Here is a 16709-nt window from a genome sequence, read left to right as displayed (position 1 = left end):
TTACTTAATGACATGTACCACAAAATTAATCTATTTAAATTTAAAAAGCTAATTCCTATAGCAATACTTTTTTTGGTGGCAAACCAGGCAAGTGCAGAAGGTCTTAATGCTAAGTATCCCATCTTTACTCAAGTAAACGAAACGATTACCGGAAAAGTAGTTAACCGAGACGGTTCACCAGTCGGGGGTGCAACGGTAACGATAGTAGAAACCGGCATTACCGCAACAACAGACGAATCGGGAAATTTTACAATTTCGGCAACTATAGGGCAAACACTTTCTGTTTCTTATGACGGGAACGAGCAGCTGGTTAAAATTACAGGAACTACAGTTTCTGTAACCTTACAAACGAAAGATACCACAATCGCTGAAGTTATGATCGTGGGTTATGGTTCACAGAAAAAAGCTGATTTAACCGGAGCGATAAGCCAATTAAAAGCTGAACAATTCAAAGAGGGAATAAACATCTCGGTGGACAATCTGATGCAGGGAAAAATTGCAGGTGTCCGCGTTGTCCAGTCAAGTGGAGAGCCCGGTGCAGGCGTTAATGTTTCTATCCGAGGAATTGGCTCTGTAAGAAGTGGGAGTACACCGCTCTTTGTTGTTGACGGTATTCCTCTGAGCAATGATGCAGTAAGTGCATCTGCTCCGAACATCGGCCTTGGAAACGCACAGGCTAAAAATCCACTGAACTTTCTAAACACTTCAGATATCGAATCTATAACGGTACTGAAAGATGCTTCTGCCGCTGCAATCTATGGGGCAAGAGGTTCCAACGGAGTTGTTTTGGTAACAACGAAAAGGGGTAAAAAAGGTGAACCAATGTTTACATACGACACCTATCTTGGCTTTTCGTCCGTGATCAAAAAACTGGACCTTTTATCAGCAGACGAATACAGGTCGGCACTTCTTGACAAATCATACGACCACGGAGGAAACACAGATTGGCAGGACGAACTCTACCGAACTGCAGCATCCCAGAACCATTCTGTTTCTTTTTCAAGATCTACAGATACTGGGAGCTATTTTGCTTCAGTGTCCCATATGGATCAGGACGGGATCGTAAAAAATAGCGATTTTAAAAGAACAACAGTCCGTATCAATGCAGAAGAGTCATTCTTTGACAAGAAGAGATTAAAGGTAAAAGTCAATCTTACCGCAAGTGACATCAAGGAAAATGGTATTCCAAACGGTGCCAATGCCGGCTCAGACGGTCAGGTAATTATCCACGCTTTGATGGCAAACCCGACACGTTCAGTCTATGATGCCTCTGGAAATTACACCAATTTCAATATGAACGCGCATTACAATCCGTTATACCTATTGAGCGTTTATTCTGATAAGACAAACACTTTCCGTGTTTTGGGAAATACGGAAGCCACTTTGAGACTATTGCCAGGATTTAATTATAAATTAAATCTCGGGATTGACAAAACGATGTCCGAGAGAAATACCACAATGTTTCCAAACATCACAGACAGAACTCCGAAAGGTTCTTACGTGCAAGCAAATCTTGATTCTTATAATGTGCTTTTGGAACATTATTTAACTTATGATCTTAGCCTTAATAAAAACAATTTCAGTTTATTGGGCGGTTTTTCTTACCAGAAATTTAAATCTACCGGTACCTATTTCGGCGTGAGGAATATCGCAGCACAAGGAGACGCAATTCCGCCGGATATCAACCCCGGATATTCTGGAGATGCTTTTATTCCTGGTGCCGGATATGCCCAGGAAAATGAATTGCAATCTTATTTCGGTAGAATCAATTATAATTTTGATCAGAAATATTTGTTGACAGCTTCCATAAGAGCAGACGGTTCGACACGTTTCGGAGACAACAACAAGTATGGATATTTCCCTTCCGTTGCTGTCGGTTGGACGGTCTCGAATGAAGATTTCCTGAAAGATTCCAAAATCGTGAATGAATTAAAACTAAGAGGTAGCTGGGGACAAACAGGAAACCAAGAGCTTCCAAACAAAATCACCAAAGCCAGTTACTCTCTTTCGCAGTCTGCAGGATATTATTTTTACAGCAACCTGGATCTTATTAATGGCTTTTCAGTCAATAGAACTGCATATCCTGATCTGAAATGGGAAACCGTGGAACAATCAAACATCGGTGTAGATTTCAGTTTGTGGAACAACAAATTGTATGGATCAATGGAATATTATAACAAGACAACAAAAAATGCCATATTGTATATACCTACACCGGTATTAAGCCCGACAACGTTTTATTACAGAAATTCCGATGGACAAATCGTGAACAAAGGTCTTGAACTGACTTTAGGTTCAGATATTATCAAAAATGAAAACTTCACTTGGAATTTTGAGATTAACGCTGCAACTGTTAAAAATACGGTTAAAAATCTCTCGGTTACAGATATTACTTCGGGAGAAGTTTCAGGACCGGGGCAATCAGGTGTTACTGCTAATATCTACAAAAACGGCTACGAAGCAGGATCTTTCTATCTGTTAAATTATACAGGTATAGATGCGAATGGAAAATACACCTATGAAGACGTTGATGGTGATGGAGTCATCGGACAAAATGATAAAAAGATCTTTGAAGGCCCTATTCCAAATTTAACTTTCGGGATCAATTCTTATATGAAATACAAAAAGATTGATTTTGGATTCTCATTCATAGGACAAACAGGTGGCTATCTATTAAACAACACCGCTTTAAACTTAAGTATCAACAATCTAGCTTCTGACAGAAACGTTTTGAAAGGCTTCGCAGATTCCGGAGCAAGTCCAACCAATCAGCCACAGTTGTCTTCTCTTTATCTTGAAAAATCAGATTTCATCCGTCTGAATAACGTTAGACTGGGATATACTTTCGACAGCGATCAATTGAAATGGATGAAAAGCCTGAATCTATATGTAAGTGCGCAGAATCTCTGGACAATTACCAGTTACACCGGATATGACCCATTAGTCGATACCAATAAGGCAAGCGGTGGAAACCAGTCGTTGGGTATTGATTATACAACCTACCCTTCTGCTAAAACTGTATTATTTGGGGCAACTGTTAAATTTTAATCTAACTTAATTATGAAATCTAAATATTTAAATATCAACAAAGCTGTACTTGCTTTTTTAACCATGGCATTAATAAGCTGTACAAATCTCGATGAACAAGTTATAGATGAAAACCTGGGTACGGAAGGCGGAGCTCCGGAAAGTGCTTTAGCTGCAGCCTACGGGCAGCTGGGCGATGGGACATTTGTGGATCACGGAAGTGTTTTCGCATTACAGGAGTACTCTACGGATGAAGCATTGTTGCCAACAAGAGGAAGCGACTGGGGCGATGGTGGAAAGTGGCGTGCCATGCACGAGTTCACTTGGGACCCCAACAATGATGTCGTGAAAACAACATGGAACAATCTGACCCTTGGCATTACTAAATCTCTAACTGCCATCAGAAGTATCGAGAAAAGTAATTCGGCGGATAAGGCTCTTTTTTTAGCAGAAGCAAAAGCATTGTTGGCCTTCTACACTTATAATACGCTTGAGATGTACGGTCAGGCACCATACAGAGACCCGGCAGATCTTAATGCACCTATCGAAGTGAAGAAAGCTGAGACTTCAATAGATGCTTTGATCACAGAAGTTGAAGGTCTGATCCCTAATTTGGCCGATATCAAATCAAAAAATACACACGCCGGTAGATTTACAAAACAGGCGGCTTATGCTTTCCTGGCAGATATGTATCTTAACAGAGCTGTTTTGAAAAAGAGAGAATCTACAAATTTTGACTTTTTAGAACCTGCTGTTAGCGGTACCGGAAATGACATGGACAAGGTGATCGAGTATTCCTCTTTGATTATCAATTCTGGTTTTTTCAGTTTAGAGTCCAATTATTTCCACAATTTCGACATCAATAATGGCGATAGCAAAGAGATGATCTTCTCTATTGTTCAGAAGAAAAACTCGAATAGAAATGCCGATAATGACCTTGCCTATATGTCCATGGAAAGAATCCAGAAACCTTCACCTGACAATAGAGGAACCAATGCGTCTTGTATCACCCCTGAATTCTACAACACGTGGGTAGGCAATTTCAGCGACCCCCGTTTCCATAGGACCTATCAATATGAAGACGGAACGTGGTTCAGAAATGATGGTACAGATGTGAGCGTCCCTTCCACGAGCAAAGTAGAAGGAACAGGAAAGCCCTGGTTCCATTTCAACAGAGGTTTACAGGTGGGGCAGCAATATGGTCCAAAGCTACTGGCCAACGGTAACTTTGATATGACGTCAGATGGCAGGATCAAAGTATACAAATTATACACTGAAAAAAACACAACACTCGCTGCAGATTTCACACCGGAACTTAATTTTGACAAGCCATCAGAAGCTGTATTTACACAGGCCCAGATCAACAGAGGCGTAAGAAACTTCAAGTTTGAATTCGATCCCGGGTATGGTAACAACGGAACAAGCGGAATGGATGTACCTCTGTACAGATTGGGAACAATCTATATGATGAGAGCAGAAGCATATTTCAGAAAAAACAATATTGGAGCTGCTTTAGACGATGTCAATTTGCTGAGAACCAGCAGAACGCGTGAAGCTTTGTATGGCAATGCTCCTGGTATCAAAATCGCAAGTTTAAATGCTACAACTTTGCTTAACGAGTCAGGCTACGAACTTTATTGGGAGCTTTACAGACGAAAAGCTTTGATTAGATTCGGCAGGTTTGACCTTGCTGGAACCGCAAAACCTGCTTCTCAGCCCTACAGACGAATTTTCCCGATCCCACAGGCAACATTGGATGCTTCGAAGGAATTTAAACAAAATCCTGGATACTAAGTAGTTCAATATTCTGATCAACAATAGCGAAGAGAAATAATCTCTTCGCTTTTTATTTTATATCAGCTCTTATCAGAAAGATATTTTTACGACAAAAACACATCAATGCTGTTATCGTTCAGTATAGAATCAGTTCTCACATTTTAGTGGGATAGTTCACGTAAAGAAAGATGGAACCTATATAAATCCACATGCCAGAGATGCCCGAGAAGAAAAATAAATCGAGTTGAAAATCCTGACTTTGGTCGGGATTTTTTGTGACATCGTACCTCAATATATAATTTCATTTAAGATTTCATTAGCTTCGTATACTTAAATCCTATTATATGAAATACATCATCTTACTTCCGCTTCTATTGCTTTTCAACCATACTTTTTCACAAGAAAGGCATTTAAAAAAAGAAAAGTGGCATTGGAACAACAACAAACTCAAACAAGATACAATTGCCGGCTATTGCCAAGTTTTAAAGGTCGACAATGTTCTTTATATTTCAGGGGCTGTAACCACTGATATTACACCAGAAGGCATTACCTCAGTCTATAATGACCTAAAAGCTTCCTTGGCCAGCTTTGGGGCAACATTTGAAAATGTAGTGAAAGAAAACTTATATACCACTGATATCGAGGAAATGAAAAAATTCAACTATGTGAGAAAAAAATATTACCATAATGATTTTCCTGCCGCTACTTGGGTCCAAATACAAAGATTGTATATGCCAAAAGCAAAGTTAGAAATCGAATTAATAGCACATCTCCCAAAATAATTTTTCAGAGAGACCTAAGCTAAGATCCAAACACCCGCCCCATCGGCATCCTGAAGAAGAATTCTTCTAGATCCTTAAGGGAAGGGCCACATTCTATCTCGACGGCAAGACCGTTGAGGCGGGTTCCAATACCAGCCTGTATTGTCCTCCGAATGCTGAACACGGCATCAGTAATGCAAAGGTTGAGACAGTCGAAGTGAACTATTTTCTTAAAATTATATTTCAATAGATCTAATTGAGAGAAATTTATCTAATACAAATTAAGCTTTTTATATTTAAAAATTGGTACACTAAAGTATATCATTGCCTAAAATCCGGTCTATAAGATCCCAGAACTACAATACAAAATCGTTTAAAGAACTCTTCAAAAACTGCAAACTGCCTACGGCCAATTCTTCTGCTTCGTAAGGGGATCTTTGCCAAAGTGAGACCATCTGTTGCATTCCCGGAATGGATGATGAGAAATTTTCCAACACAAGATTCCCTTGAAAATCGATTGCTTTCAAAGCTTTGAAAAGTTCGTCCCAATTGACCGTCCCCTCTCCCAGCATTCCTCTGTGAGATTCTGTGATGTGAAGGTGTTTCAGCTTTTTATCAGCAAGGATGACCGGATCATAGAAATTATTTTCCTCGATATTCATATGAAACGTATCAAGATGGAGAAAGAGATTATCCTTCCCTGTTTTCTGTATTAGATCCAAAACATTTTCTGCCTTATTGCAAACGTAAGATTCATAACGGTTGATGGGTTCGATTCCTATATTGACACCTTTTTCTCTTCCATAATCAGCGATATTGCCCCAAACTTCAGTTATAATTTCTGCTTCATTCTCCGTCAAGGGGTTTCCTGAAAAAACACCGATCCCGCTGTGAAGAACGCCCCCTAAAAAGTCGGTTTCCAATTCCGAAGTTTTGTCGATGGCTTGTTTGATCAGTTTTTCCGCAACTTTTGGGTAAAAAGGAATATGCGCTTCTTTCGGTAAATTCAAAGAACAAACGACATCCAGACCATTGTCCTTCAATTGTTTTTTTACTTCTTTTGAATTAAATTCCATCGAGGTCGGCAGTAGTACCTCTATCAGATCAAATCCTGCATCTGCTGTTTTTTCAATGGCATATTTTCCTGCTTCCGGCGTCCAGATCGGTGTGATCCAAGATAGAAGTGAAGCCCCGAATTTTATATTCATATTTTCTATTTTAAAATTTTAATTCATTAAAATACCCACCACTCTGTTCTTACACCAAGATAAGTTCCGAATCTTTTCGCACCGGATTGCTGTAAAAATGGGGAATAAAGGCTGTTCATCGCCTGATTGTTATATCTGGAAACTTCCGCTATGAAACGAATATGTGGTCTTGCCCAAACGCTTCTTTCTGCTGTTGGAACAATCGTTGGAGCCAAAACCAGCTTTACCATCGAAGCAGGGTCTTGATTTCCATCCGTTCGGGAAGCGTAATGCAATTCAGACAAGATATGGAACCAATTGTTCACATAATAAGTCGCTCTTAAACCAGTATTGAACTCCGACTTCTTGTTGAAAATCTCTCTATTGTAATGGTCTAAGGCTTTATTATCACTGTCAGAACCTCCTTTGCTCATCGTGAAAACTGCGTAGGCATTTGCAGACCAGCGATTGGAAAGATTTAGCAATAGATGTTCCACTGCCGTAAATGAATAAGCACCTTTGTAGGTTTTGGTAATTTCGTCCGGAGCACCGTATGTCCGCCAGGTCTGGGTATTACCGCTATCTCCGCCATTGGCAATTCCCGTTCCGTAACGTACTGAGATTTGGTTAAAAGAACCTTTGATATTTGTTTTCAAACTGGTATTCAACTTGGCCCCAAAAACCCAACCCTGGTCCGATGCATATTGTTCCATCGAATTTTTTCCAGACCTATCCAGGTTATGAAACTCTGCCAAAAGTTTAAGTCTATGAATATTATGATTAAATGGAATGACCTGCTCCAGGACCATCACTTCCCTTTGTCTGTAGATCAGATTTTTTGTTCCGCTGATCACATTCGTATAAGAGTATGGGGTCGAATTCGTAGCGGCCGTGTCAATCGCTGCGGGAAAAAACATAGAAAATCTGGTATTTTTATGTCTGAAACCCCAACCCGTAGCCGAATGGTCATCAAAATAAAAATAATCCGCAATGTGAACATCATCATATCTCAACCAACGTGAACCTGCCCAAGCATCCCAATCGCTTCCCATAATATTTCGAGCCTCCACAAAAGCTTCCGGCAATGCGATGATCATCCCCTGATTTGATCTTGAATCTACATTTCCAAGGAAAGTTCCGCCGGAATAGAAACTTAGTCGAGCCTGCATATCAATTTTCGTTGCTTTTGCACTATCGCCATTCACAACTGGAGTAAAATTAAATGCTGGCAAAAAATCCACATAATCGCCCTGGTCCATTCTTCCGCCGAGCGAACCCTGATTATTAAGATTCAGTTGTTTTCCCGTTTTTCCATCGGCATTCGGAGAATACCCTGCACCAATTCTGCCCGTTGTGCCAAAGGAAAAATCTTTGTTGGTGATCACAATTTGAGCAAAAGAAACCTGAGCAATGAGGAGCAAAACCCCAAAGCTACATTTTAAAACATTGATTTTCATTGTTTTATTTTAGAGTTTTCGGTTTATAAAACTTTAAAGCAAACGACAGAATTACCACATAACAAATGATCGGAAGAAGATAAGCGTGTGCAATATCTGTTTCCGCGATCTTGCCCATTAATGGCGGGAAAACTGCGCCTCCAAACATTGCCATTACAAGAAATGATGACGCTTGCGAAACTTTGCTTCCCAATCTTTTCAAACCAAGACTGAAAATCGTAGGATACATTACGCTCAGGAATAAATTCAATAATATAAGACTGATAAATGATACCCAGCCGAAGCTTTGGGAAATGATCAGACACAATATGATATTACAGGTCGTGAAAATTGCCAGGAGCTTATTCGGAGCAATGAACCTCATTAGAAATGTCCCTACAAAACGCCCGATCATCATCATTGCCATACTTAATGAAAAATAATAGGAGGCCTGGATCTCGGGCAAATGCATTTTTTCCACACCATAATTGATGAAATACGCCCAAGTTCCGCCTTGCGCGGCGATGTTGAAAAACTGCGCTATTACGGCAAATATAAAATGTCTCTGTTTGTAAAGCGGTGCGTGCGGATCCGAGACAGAAGCCTCTGCTCCATTTTCACTCTCCGAGATATGAATATCTTCTGCATGAGGATCTTTTAGACCCGGAACTCTTATGAATGAAAAAAAAATGGTAATTGCTAAGATCACAACGCCGATCCAAGTGTACAGCTCTTTTACCGAATCCAGTGAATCATCGTTCAATCCTGATCTTCCGAAGATAAAAAACCCACCTAACAAAGGACCGATGATGGCTCCCAACCCGTTGAAGGACTGTGCGAAATTGACACGCTGGTCACTAGTCTCTTCACTTCCCAATGCTGCTACGAAAGGATGCGCCACAGTTTCCAAGGTCGCCATTCCCATCGCCAGGACAAAAAGAGCAATTCTGAAAAAATTGAATGACATCTTATCAGCAGCTGGTATGAAAAGAAATGATCCGAGTGCAAAAAGTGATAGTCCCAGGATAACGCCTTTCTTATAGCCAAATCTTTTCATAAAATAGCCCGCAGGAATACCCATCAAAGCGTACGCTCCGAAAATCGAAAGTTGTACTAACCCGGATTCAGATTTGGAAATTTTCAGGACATTTTGAAAATGTTTGTTCAATACATCGCCCATCGTGAGAGCGATTGCCCAAAAGAAAAATAGCGAGATAACGAATGCCAGTACGACATAATATTTTTTTTCTGTAAATTTTGCAGTATTCATAACCTGATCTTTATATGGTTGGACTAAAATGTTCTTCCCTGAACGTTCTGAATTCTTCATACGAGTAATCCGGACAAGCTCCCGATCTGGAAGTGATGAATGCGCCCAGAGAAATGGCCTGTCTCATAATTTCTTCCGGTGATCTACCTTGAATTCTTTTCGATAAAAATCCAGCAAGAAAAGAATCTCCGCTTCCGACAGTATCATTAACCTCGATGGAAACAGCTGGAAATGTGTAAGTTTCTTTCCCGACAAAATATCTTGCGCCTTTGCTTCCTTTGGTCAGGACAATTTCATTCAGGTCAAAATAATCCTGGATATGCTGGATGCTCTTGTCTTCATCAATATAATCTTCGCCCAAAAATTCAATGATCTGCCGCAATTCGGCTTTGTTCATTTTCACCAGGTCTGCTTTACCTAATAACGTCTTAACCAATTCAAAATCAATGTAAGGCGGGCGGAAATTAACATCAAAAACTCTGAATTTCGAATATTCTATCAATTGCAGTAAGGTCTTTCTCGATTCTTCATTCCTTGCAATCAAACTTCCAAAAACGAAAGCGTCAGAATTTTCGACCAAGTCTTTATGCGCTTGTAAAATTTTGATATGATCCCAAGCCACATTATTGATGATGTCGTAATGTGCTTCTCCTTGCTCATCGAATGTTGCGAGAACAGTTCCTGTTGGTCTCTCATCATCAATTTGAATAAAATCTGTAGAAATATTCCAGGTTTCTAACTGATCGATAAGTTTCCTACCCAGATCATCATTTCCTATTTTGCTGATCATTTGGACTTCAAGTCCCATTTTGTCAAGATTATAAGCGACGTTGAAAGGCGCACCACCAGCTCGTTCGCCGGTTGGAAAAATGTCCCAGAGTATTTCTCCGAAACATACAGCGTAATTATTATTTTTTTTGTTCATTTTGATTAAACGTTTAAGTTATTTGGTAAAAAAATTATTTGATCGAATTTCGAAGAATAAGACTTGCTGATAAAGTTATTTTCTTTGCAGTTCTGGAATACTGATCGATCAGTGAGTCCAAGATCGTTATCGCCTCATCCGCCATTTCTTCCAAAGGTTGTTTGATGTAACTGACCTCTGTCGGAAATAATTGATATGCCTCTGTCTCATCAAAGGCCAAAACAGAAACGTCCTGTGGAACCTTGATATTATTTTTGATAAGGTAAGCAAGTCCCGCAACCGCTAGTTTATTACTGGAAAAATATAAAGCAGTATTTTTGGGCTTTTTCCCTAAGGCATCCCTCAGTTTAGCCTGAATCTCTTCCATAATATTTTCAATTCCGACCAAAATATTTTTCGTTAGAACATCATCCCTAAATTCCGATATGCTGGATTCAAAACCTTTTTGTCTGTCCAAAAGATGTTCCAATTTTGTATCGTAGCCAATATAGATGATCTGGTCAAAGGCTCTTTTTAAAAGGAGATCGGTTGTAGATTCAGCAATCTCTCTGTTATTCAAAATTACCCCGGGAAGGCTAATACCTTTCAAATATCTGTCGATTGTAACGACCGGATAATTCTTTTCGATCAATTTCATTAGAGATCTTTCTGAACCGACCACGGGCGCGACGATCATTCCGTCAACCTGTTGCTGGGAAAAAAGTTCAATCAGCTTTTCAAATTTTGCGGCATTTTCATCAGAACTACCAATAATCAACGAATAGCCTAATTGTAGAGCTTTATCTTCCAGTTTCCTCGCAATGTTGGAATAAAAATCATTTGAGATATCGGCTACGATAAGCCCCAATAGTTTGGATTTATTATTCTTCAAACTCCTGGCATTTCTGTTGGGAACATAGTTAATCGTTTCAGCTACCTCGAAAATTTTTTTCTTAGTTTCCTCACTGATCCTCTGACCTTCCTTTCTGTTAAGCACATAAGATACTGTTGCTACGGAAACCCCTGCAATTCTGGCAATGTCTTTTATGGATGATCTTTTCACAGCTTTAATTAAAAATGCAAAGTATTCTATAAATTATTAAAAAAACAATAGTCGAAAATATTTGTATGATTTGAAAATTATTGTAAATTGGCAAATTTTTTACGTATACTTACATCAATCCCAACTATCTATAAATCATATTTTTAAATACAATATTAATCTTTAAAATTAATTTAATATTAACAAATATGCATTTTAATATTAAATTTTGGTTAATCGTTTAATCTAAAATTTTGTTTTTATTTGCCAGAATCTTACCAATCCTTCACATTGTATAATTTCCGATGCGGAAACTTGGATTTTGGCGCAAATTTTTCTTACTTTTAAAGAACAACTTATTTCTATGAAAAATCCTTTACTATTTATTTTTCTTTCTTTATTTCTTCTGAATTGTGACAACAAAGACAAAACAAACGATTTGGACTTAAGGGAACAGCAGCTATTGGAAAAAGAAAAATCATTCGCACAGAAGGAAGCAGAATACCAGTCTCTCCTTAAAATGAGGGACAGTATTTTCAGCAGACAACATTCAGATTCTATCAAGATTGTTAAATGGCCCGATGAAATTGCAGGATCCTGGACAGGAAAAGTGATCTGTACAGAATCCAATTGCAGTGATTATGTAGTCGGAGACCAGCGTACCGATACATGGGAATTTGCCAGTGATTCGATACAGCTGTTCACCAAAATTATCAATAACAACAATCTGATACGTTTGTATTCCGGAAAGTTTGAGAATAATGAGGTCAGACTTAATTTTAAAACAGATTCCACCGCAAAAAAACAGGTTGATATGAATGTTCTTCTGAACGATATTTCGGACAACAAAATGAAGGGTGTAAGGACCATTGCGGTAGATAATTGTATTGCAAAATTCTCCGTTGAACTGGTACGTTCTAAAAAATAGACACAAATGACTTTACTTAGCATACACAATCTGAGCCTTCCCATAGAGGATCCGGTACTGAAGTTTCTTTTGGTGCTTATCATTATTTTGGCAGCACCACTTTTGCTAAACAAAATAAAAGTTCCGCATTTGTTGGGATTGATTATCGCCGGGGCAGTAATCGGCCCGAACGGGTTTAATGTTCTGTCCAGAGACAGCAGTATCGTGGTTACGGGGACTACCGGATTGCTTTATATCATGTTTTTGGCCGGATTGGAAATCGACATGGGAGATTTCAAGAAAAACAAATGGAAAAGTCTCACCTTTGGGCTTTATACATTTACTGTTCCTTTTGTTTTAGGCTATTTGGGTGGGATTTACATTTTAGATTTTTCGGTATTAACCTCTATACTTTTTGCAAGTCTATTTTCATCGCATACATTAATTGCCTATCCTTTGGTCAGTAAATTAGGAATTGCTAAAAATCCTGCAATTAATATTACCGTAGGCGGAACTATGATCACGGATGTTTTGGCGCTTTTGGTTCTTGCCATTATTGTTGGGATGTCCCAAGGCGATGTGGGAACAGAATTCTGGGTAAAACTTTCGGCTTCATTTATCATTTTTGCTTTAGTCGTTCTATTAATTTTCCCCATTATTGGAAGGTGGTTTTTCAAAAAAGTTGACGATAAGATCTCGCAGTACATTTTTGTATTGGTGATGATCTATCTAGCAGCCTTATTGGCAGAATTCGCAGGTGTTGAAGCAATCATCGGAGCATTCTTTGCAGGATTGGCTTTAAACCGACTGATTCCGCATACTTCTTCATTAATGAACCGTGTAGAATTTGTCGGAAATGCCATTTTCATTCCTTTCTTTCTGATCAGTGTGGGGATGCTGATTGATTTTAAAGTTTTTTTTAAAAGCTGGGAAACTTTGGAAGTCGCAGCAATAATGCTCGTCGCTTCGATTGGAGGAAAATATCTTTCTGCAGTTGCTACCCAAAAAACATTCAGACTGACCAAAGATGAAGGCAAACTAGTCTTCGGGCTCAGCTCCGCTTCGGCAGCAGCAACTTTGGCGTCTGTGATGGTCGGATATAACATTATTCTTTCTGAAACCGAAACCGGAGAACCTATCAGATTGTTAAACGAACACGTTTTAAATGGAAGTATTTTATTGATCCTTGTTTCGTGTACAATTTCATCATTCGTTTCGATGTCGAGTGCACAGAAGATCGCTGAACAGGATAATGAAGAAACCGTTTCAGGAAACAGTCACGAGAGGGAAAATATTCTTTTAGCACTAAATCACGAGGCGACCGTTGAAAGAATGGTCAATCTCGGAATTTTAATTAAAGCCCATTCTAATACCGAAAATTTATTTGCTTTGAACGTCATCAATGAAGATAAAAATGAATCTTCGGTAAAAAACGCAGAAAAGCTCTTACACCACGCAACAGATACCGCAGCTGCAGCAGATGTGAAAGTTCAGTCATTGAAAAGATATGACAATGATGTAATCAATGGAATCAACAACGTCATTAAAGAACAGAATATAACCGATCTAATTATAGGGCTGGAAGATGAGAAAGGCTTCTCCCCTTCTTTTGCTTACAATTTATATAATGGCTATCTGCAAAGTGATGATGTGAATGTTTTGGTGTACCATGCTGCGCAACCTTTATCAACCATAAAAAAATATGCGGTAATGATCCCTGAAAAAGCACATAAAGAGGCTGGTTTTTTTCATGCGTTATTAAGGGTATGGAATATTGCAAGAAATTCAGGCGCTACGATCACATTCTATGCCTCAGAAGAAATTATCGATATTCTGCAGAGAATAATCAAGAAAGCCAATATCGAAGCAGAGTTCATTATTATGAACACTTGGAAGGACGGCGAAAACACAGCAATTCAATTAAAAGATAATGAAGCCCTCATCACATTTATGGCAAAAAAAGGAATGAGGTCTTATATCCCGCAGATGCGATTGATTCCGGAATTGCTAAACCGGTATCTAAATGACAAAAATTATCTCTTGATCTTCCCTTTCTCTGAGTTTGATAACGTCAATTCTGAGAAACGGTCTGTAGGAAATCATGACGATTTTATAGAAATAGGAAATATAATCAAGAAGATCTTCAGGTAAGTGAAATTACTTCAACAAAGACAATCAATATCAATAATAATTTTGTAGAGGCCATTTTTCGCATAAGAGATATGGTCTAAATAATATTTCATGAAGTGGTAAAATATCTCAAAAGAATGTTGCAATCTAAAAAACTCAGTTTCAATTACAATTTTTTCCAATCAGAAATTCTTTTCATCGACAGTAAAAACCAATTTATTCTTGATAACAAAAAGAGAATAGTAAACATTATTCCTACTAAACCTTACGCCATAATCTAAGTTTTCATCTTTACGACCATTTATCATTTGTATGAATTCACTCAGTCCCAGATTATTCTCTTTGTTAAGTCCATCATCAAAAATACCTTTGACGAATTTCAACGACTTATCTTTTTTCATCAGATCAAAGGATGTCTTCCATTTCGAATGTGTCTGACTTTGATTTTCTTGTGATTGAAAAACATAGATTTCGCCAATCTTTCCATTATTACTCCGATGTTCTTCTATACCAACATTATGGTCATCCAATTCATAGACAACCTGTTCAATCCCTGCATTGGAATGGGAAACCGATGGCTGTATTTTCATAAAATAAATAAACTTTGATATATCTTTATTATAATATTCCGCATAGTCCATCAGCTGGTCATGGCTTTGCCCCTTTCCATATATTATAAGTAAAAATGCTGATATTTGAAAAATTTTATTCATTTTAAAACCTTATGGTTTGTATATATTACAAAAACAATTCCTTTATATCTCACCATCTTTAAGTCCTTTTCTTACAAGAGAAATTGTTTTGGTGCAAGGTATTATTTAATCGATGGGAATAATATGATTTGGCTCATAATAACAAAATTGAGAAATGATCTTATAAATGACTTCCTATTCAATGATAAAAAGATGTGGAATATCTGTGGAATTATTATTGAGATGGTTTGTATCTCAATAAAATAAGCTAAAAATCAAGCAAACCATCAGAAAGACATTTCCACTGTATCTTTGTTAGATGAGCAAAACCTACTAAGGAAATTATGAAATTCCGAATCTTTAGCAGAATTCCTTTCTTATCATAATTTGGCATTTCATTACGTCCATAGATTCCAACTTTTATGAAATCCATACCCCGCGAAATAATAAATGTTGAGGTAGATTCACGTGAAAAGAAATGACGGATACGATCATCTTTGCTTTGTGGTGATCGTGATGGCTGGCATTTTATCAGATATCTTTCTAGTTCACCGTCACAAGAATTATTATCAATATTCATTATTTCTACCCAGTCATATCCTCTTGCTTCAAAATCTCCCGGTCCAGGAATATCTATCCTTATAAAATCACCTTCCCTGGGTGTTCTATCTGCAGGTATTCCATTATTGTCATAGAGTTTGAAATCTGCTGATAATGTTCCACAATGTTTTTTCCATTCATTAATTGAAAAAAAACGATTTTTCAAAATTTCAAATTTATGGAGTACAATGTCTGGGTCAGTAATTTTTTTCTGACTTTCGGTATCATGAAAAGCTCCTTTTATCTGCGCAGGAACACCATATACTTGTTTAGTTTTCATCTTTTGTTAAATTTAAATGATACTATCCCGTCAAGGCGTCTCGCCGTGTGCCATATCAACAGGTTTGGATTCCGGAGAACCTTTTTCCCTTAACCAGATTGACAAAAGAACAATAGCTGCCACGGCCAAGAATTCGCTTTGCCAGTTTTGAAAAGATTCGAACCAAAATCTGGAATCAAAAAAATAATCCGAAACACTTGCTGTCGCTTTATTCTTTATCATCTGTTCTGAATTATGATCCTTCAAACTTCCATAAAAATGCAATGAAAAACTCACTAAAAATAAAATCCCAAAAGCCAATGAAAGAGAATGTTTGTAAACCTTCAACCAAATTCCTCCTTTTTTCACAGGCCAGGGGGCATTAGCATGGGATTTCGGTTCTTTGTCAACATCTTCTTGCTCTGTTAACGACTTGGATTCGCTGGAACCTTTTTGTCTTAGAGAAACGGTGAGCAAAATATAAAGCATCATTTGCAGAAACTCGCTTTCCCAATTCTCAAAAGTAGCCTGAATAAAATGTCCGCTCCGGATATATTGACCAAAATCCAACAAAGCTTGTCCCTCTTCGGCCAATTCTTTGTTCTCGGTTCTCCAGCCGGTAAAAAATTGGCCAACAAGAAAAATCAACATCAACGAAATCAATACAAAACTTAGGCTGTTTCTGTAAAGAAAATTATTTTTAGACATCATATCCCTA

General features: G+C 38.2%; 14 protein-coding genes. 6 read left to right on the top strand and 8 right to left on the bottom strand.

Translation table 11 applies throughout. The features are described 5' to 3' along the window. Window positions 1-75: 75 nt before the first annotated feature. The 4 genes from K319_RS0101705 (at window position 76) to K319_RS21855 (ending at window position 5814) form a co-directional block, all read left to right on the top strand. Complete coding sequence (locus tag K319_RS0101705; RefSeq protein WP_235696068.1) at window positions 76-3048, top strand: SusC/RagA family TonB-linked outer membrane protein; 2973 nt, start codon at window positions 76-78, stop codon at window positions 3046-3048. A gap of 12 nt (window positions 3049-3060) precedes the next feature. Then, window positions 3061-4821, top strand: a complete 1761-nt coding sequence (locus K319_RS0101700) for a RagB/SusD family nutrient uptake outer membrane protein (RefSeq protein ID WP_027382035.1) — start codon at window positions 3061-3063, stop codon at window positions 4819-4821. A gap of 326 nt (window positions 4822-5147) precedes the next feature. Further along, the gene (locus K319_RS0101695) at window positions 5148-5585 is read left to right on the top strand and encodes a RidA family protein (RefSeq protein ID WP_027382034.1); all 438 of its coding nucleotides are present in this window, start codon (window positions 5148-5150) and stop codon (window positions 5583-5585) included. A 70-nt stretch (window positions 5586-5655) separates the two neighbouring features. After that, window positions 5656-5814 (top strand): cupin domain-containing protein, encoded by a 159-nt coding sequence (locus K319_RS21855; protein ID WP_316930906.1) that lies wholly within the window; start codon window positions 5656-5658, stop codon window positions 5812-5814. A gap of 106 nt (window positions 5815-5920) precedes the next feature. On the opposite strand, the gene K319_RS0101690 is transcribed toward K319_RS21855, so the two are convergent. The 5 genes from K319_RS0101690 to K319_RS0101670 are packed head-to-tail and all read right to left on the bottom strand — an operon-like array spanning window position 5921 to window position 11424. Then, window positions 5921-6772 carry a sugar phosphate isomerase/epimerase family protein gene (locus K319_RS0101690; protein WP_027382033.1) on the bottom strand — a complete coding sequence of 284 codons (852 nt, stop codon included), beginning with the start codon at window positions 6770-6772 and terminating at the stop codon, window positions 5921-5923. A 26-nt stretch (window positions 6773-6798) separates the two neighbouring features. Then, window positions 6799-8208, bottom strand: coding sequence for a carbohydrate porin (locus tag K319_RS0101685; RefSeq protein ID WP_027382032.1), 1410 nt, complete (start codon window positions 8206-8208; stop codon window positions 6799-6801). A gap of 4 nt (window positions 8209-8212) precedes the next feature. Further along, entirely contained in the window at window positions 8213-9457 is a 1245-nt protein-coding gene (locus K319_RS0101680; RefSeq protein ID WP_027382031.1) for a sugar MFS transporter, read from the bottom strand. Between the two features lie 10 nt (window positions 9458-9467). Then, window positions 9468-10382 carry a carbohydrate kinase family protein gene (locus K319_RS0101675; RefSeq protein ID WP_027382030.1) on the bottom strand — a complete coding sequence of 305 codons (915 nt, stop codon included), beginning with the start codon at window positions 10380-10382 and terminating at the stop codon, window positions 9468-9470. Between the two features lie 34 nt (window positions 10383-10416). Then, the gene (locus K319_RS0101670; RefSeq protein ID WP_027382029.1) at window positions 10417-11424 is read right to left on the bottom strand and encodes a LacI family DNA-binding transcriptional regulator; all 1008 of its coding nucleotides are present in this window, start codon (window positions 11422-11424) and stop codon (window positions 10417-10419) included. Window positions 11425-11767: 343 nt separating this feature from the next. Between K319_RS0101670 and K319_RS0101665 the strand changes: the two genes are divergently transcribed. Further along, entirely contained in the window at window positions 11768-12331 is a 564-nt protein-coding gene (locus K319_RS0101665) for a hypothetical protein (RefSeq protein WP_034671239.1), read from the top strand. A 6-nt stretch (window positions 12332-12337) separates the two neighbouring features. Further along, on the top strand, window positions 12338-14461 hold the full coding sequence (locus tag K319_RS0101660; protein ID WP_027382027.1) for a cation:proton antiporter: 2124 nt from the start codon (window positions 12338-12340) through the stop codon (window positions 14459-14461). A gap of 161 nt (window positions 14462-14622) precedes the next feature. On the opposite strand, the gene K319_RS0101655 is transcribed toward K319_RS0101660, so the two are convergent. From K319_RS0101655 to K319_RS0101640, 3 genes are all read right to left on the bottom strand, one after another. Next, window positions 14623-15153 carry a hypothetical protein gene (locus tag K319_RS0101655; RefSeq protein ID WP_027382026.1) on the bottom strand — a complete coding sequence of 177 codons (531 nt, stop codon included), beginning with the start codon at window positions 15151-15153 and terminating at the stop codon, window positions 14623-14625. Between the two features lie 247 nt (window positions 15154-15400). After that, window positions 15401-16012 carry a hypothetical protein gene (locus tag K319_RS0101645; protein ID WP_027382024.1) on the bottom strand — a complete coding sequence of 204 codons (612 nt, stop codon included), beginning with the start codon at window positions 16010-16012 and terminating at the stop codon, window positions 15401-15403. A 30-nt stretch (window positions 16013-16042) separates the two neighbouring features. After that, the gene (locus tag K319_RS0101640; RefSeq protein WP_235696067.1) at window positions 16043-16702 is read right to left on the bottom strand and encodes a DUF6766 family protein; all 660 of its coding nucleotides are present in this window, start codon (window positions 16700-16702) and stop codon (window positions 16043-16045) included. Window positions 16703-16709: the final 7 nt, after the last annotated feature.

It is taken from the genome of Epilithonimonas caeni DSM 17710, from assembly GCF_000426465.1.
GTDB lineage: Bacteria > Bacteroidota > Bacteroidia > Flavobacteriales > Weeksellaceae > Epilithonimonas > Epilithonimonas caeni.
This window is presented reverse-complemented; position numbering and strand designations above follow the sequence as displayed.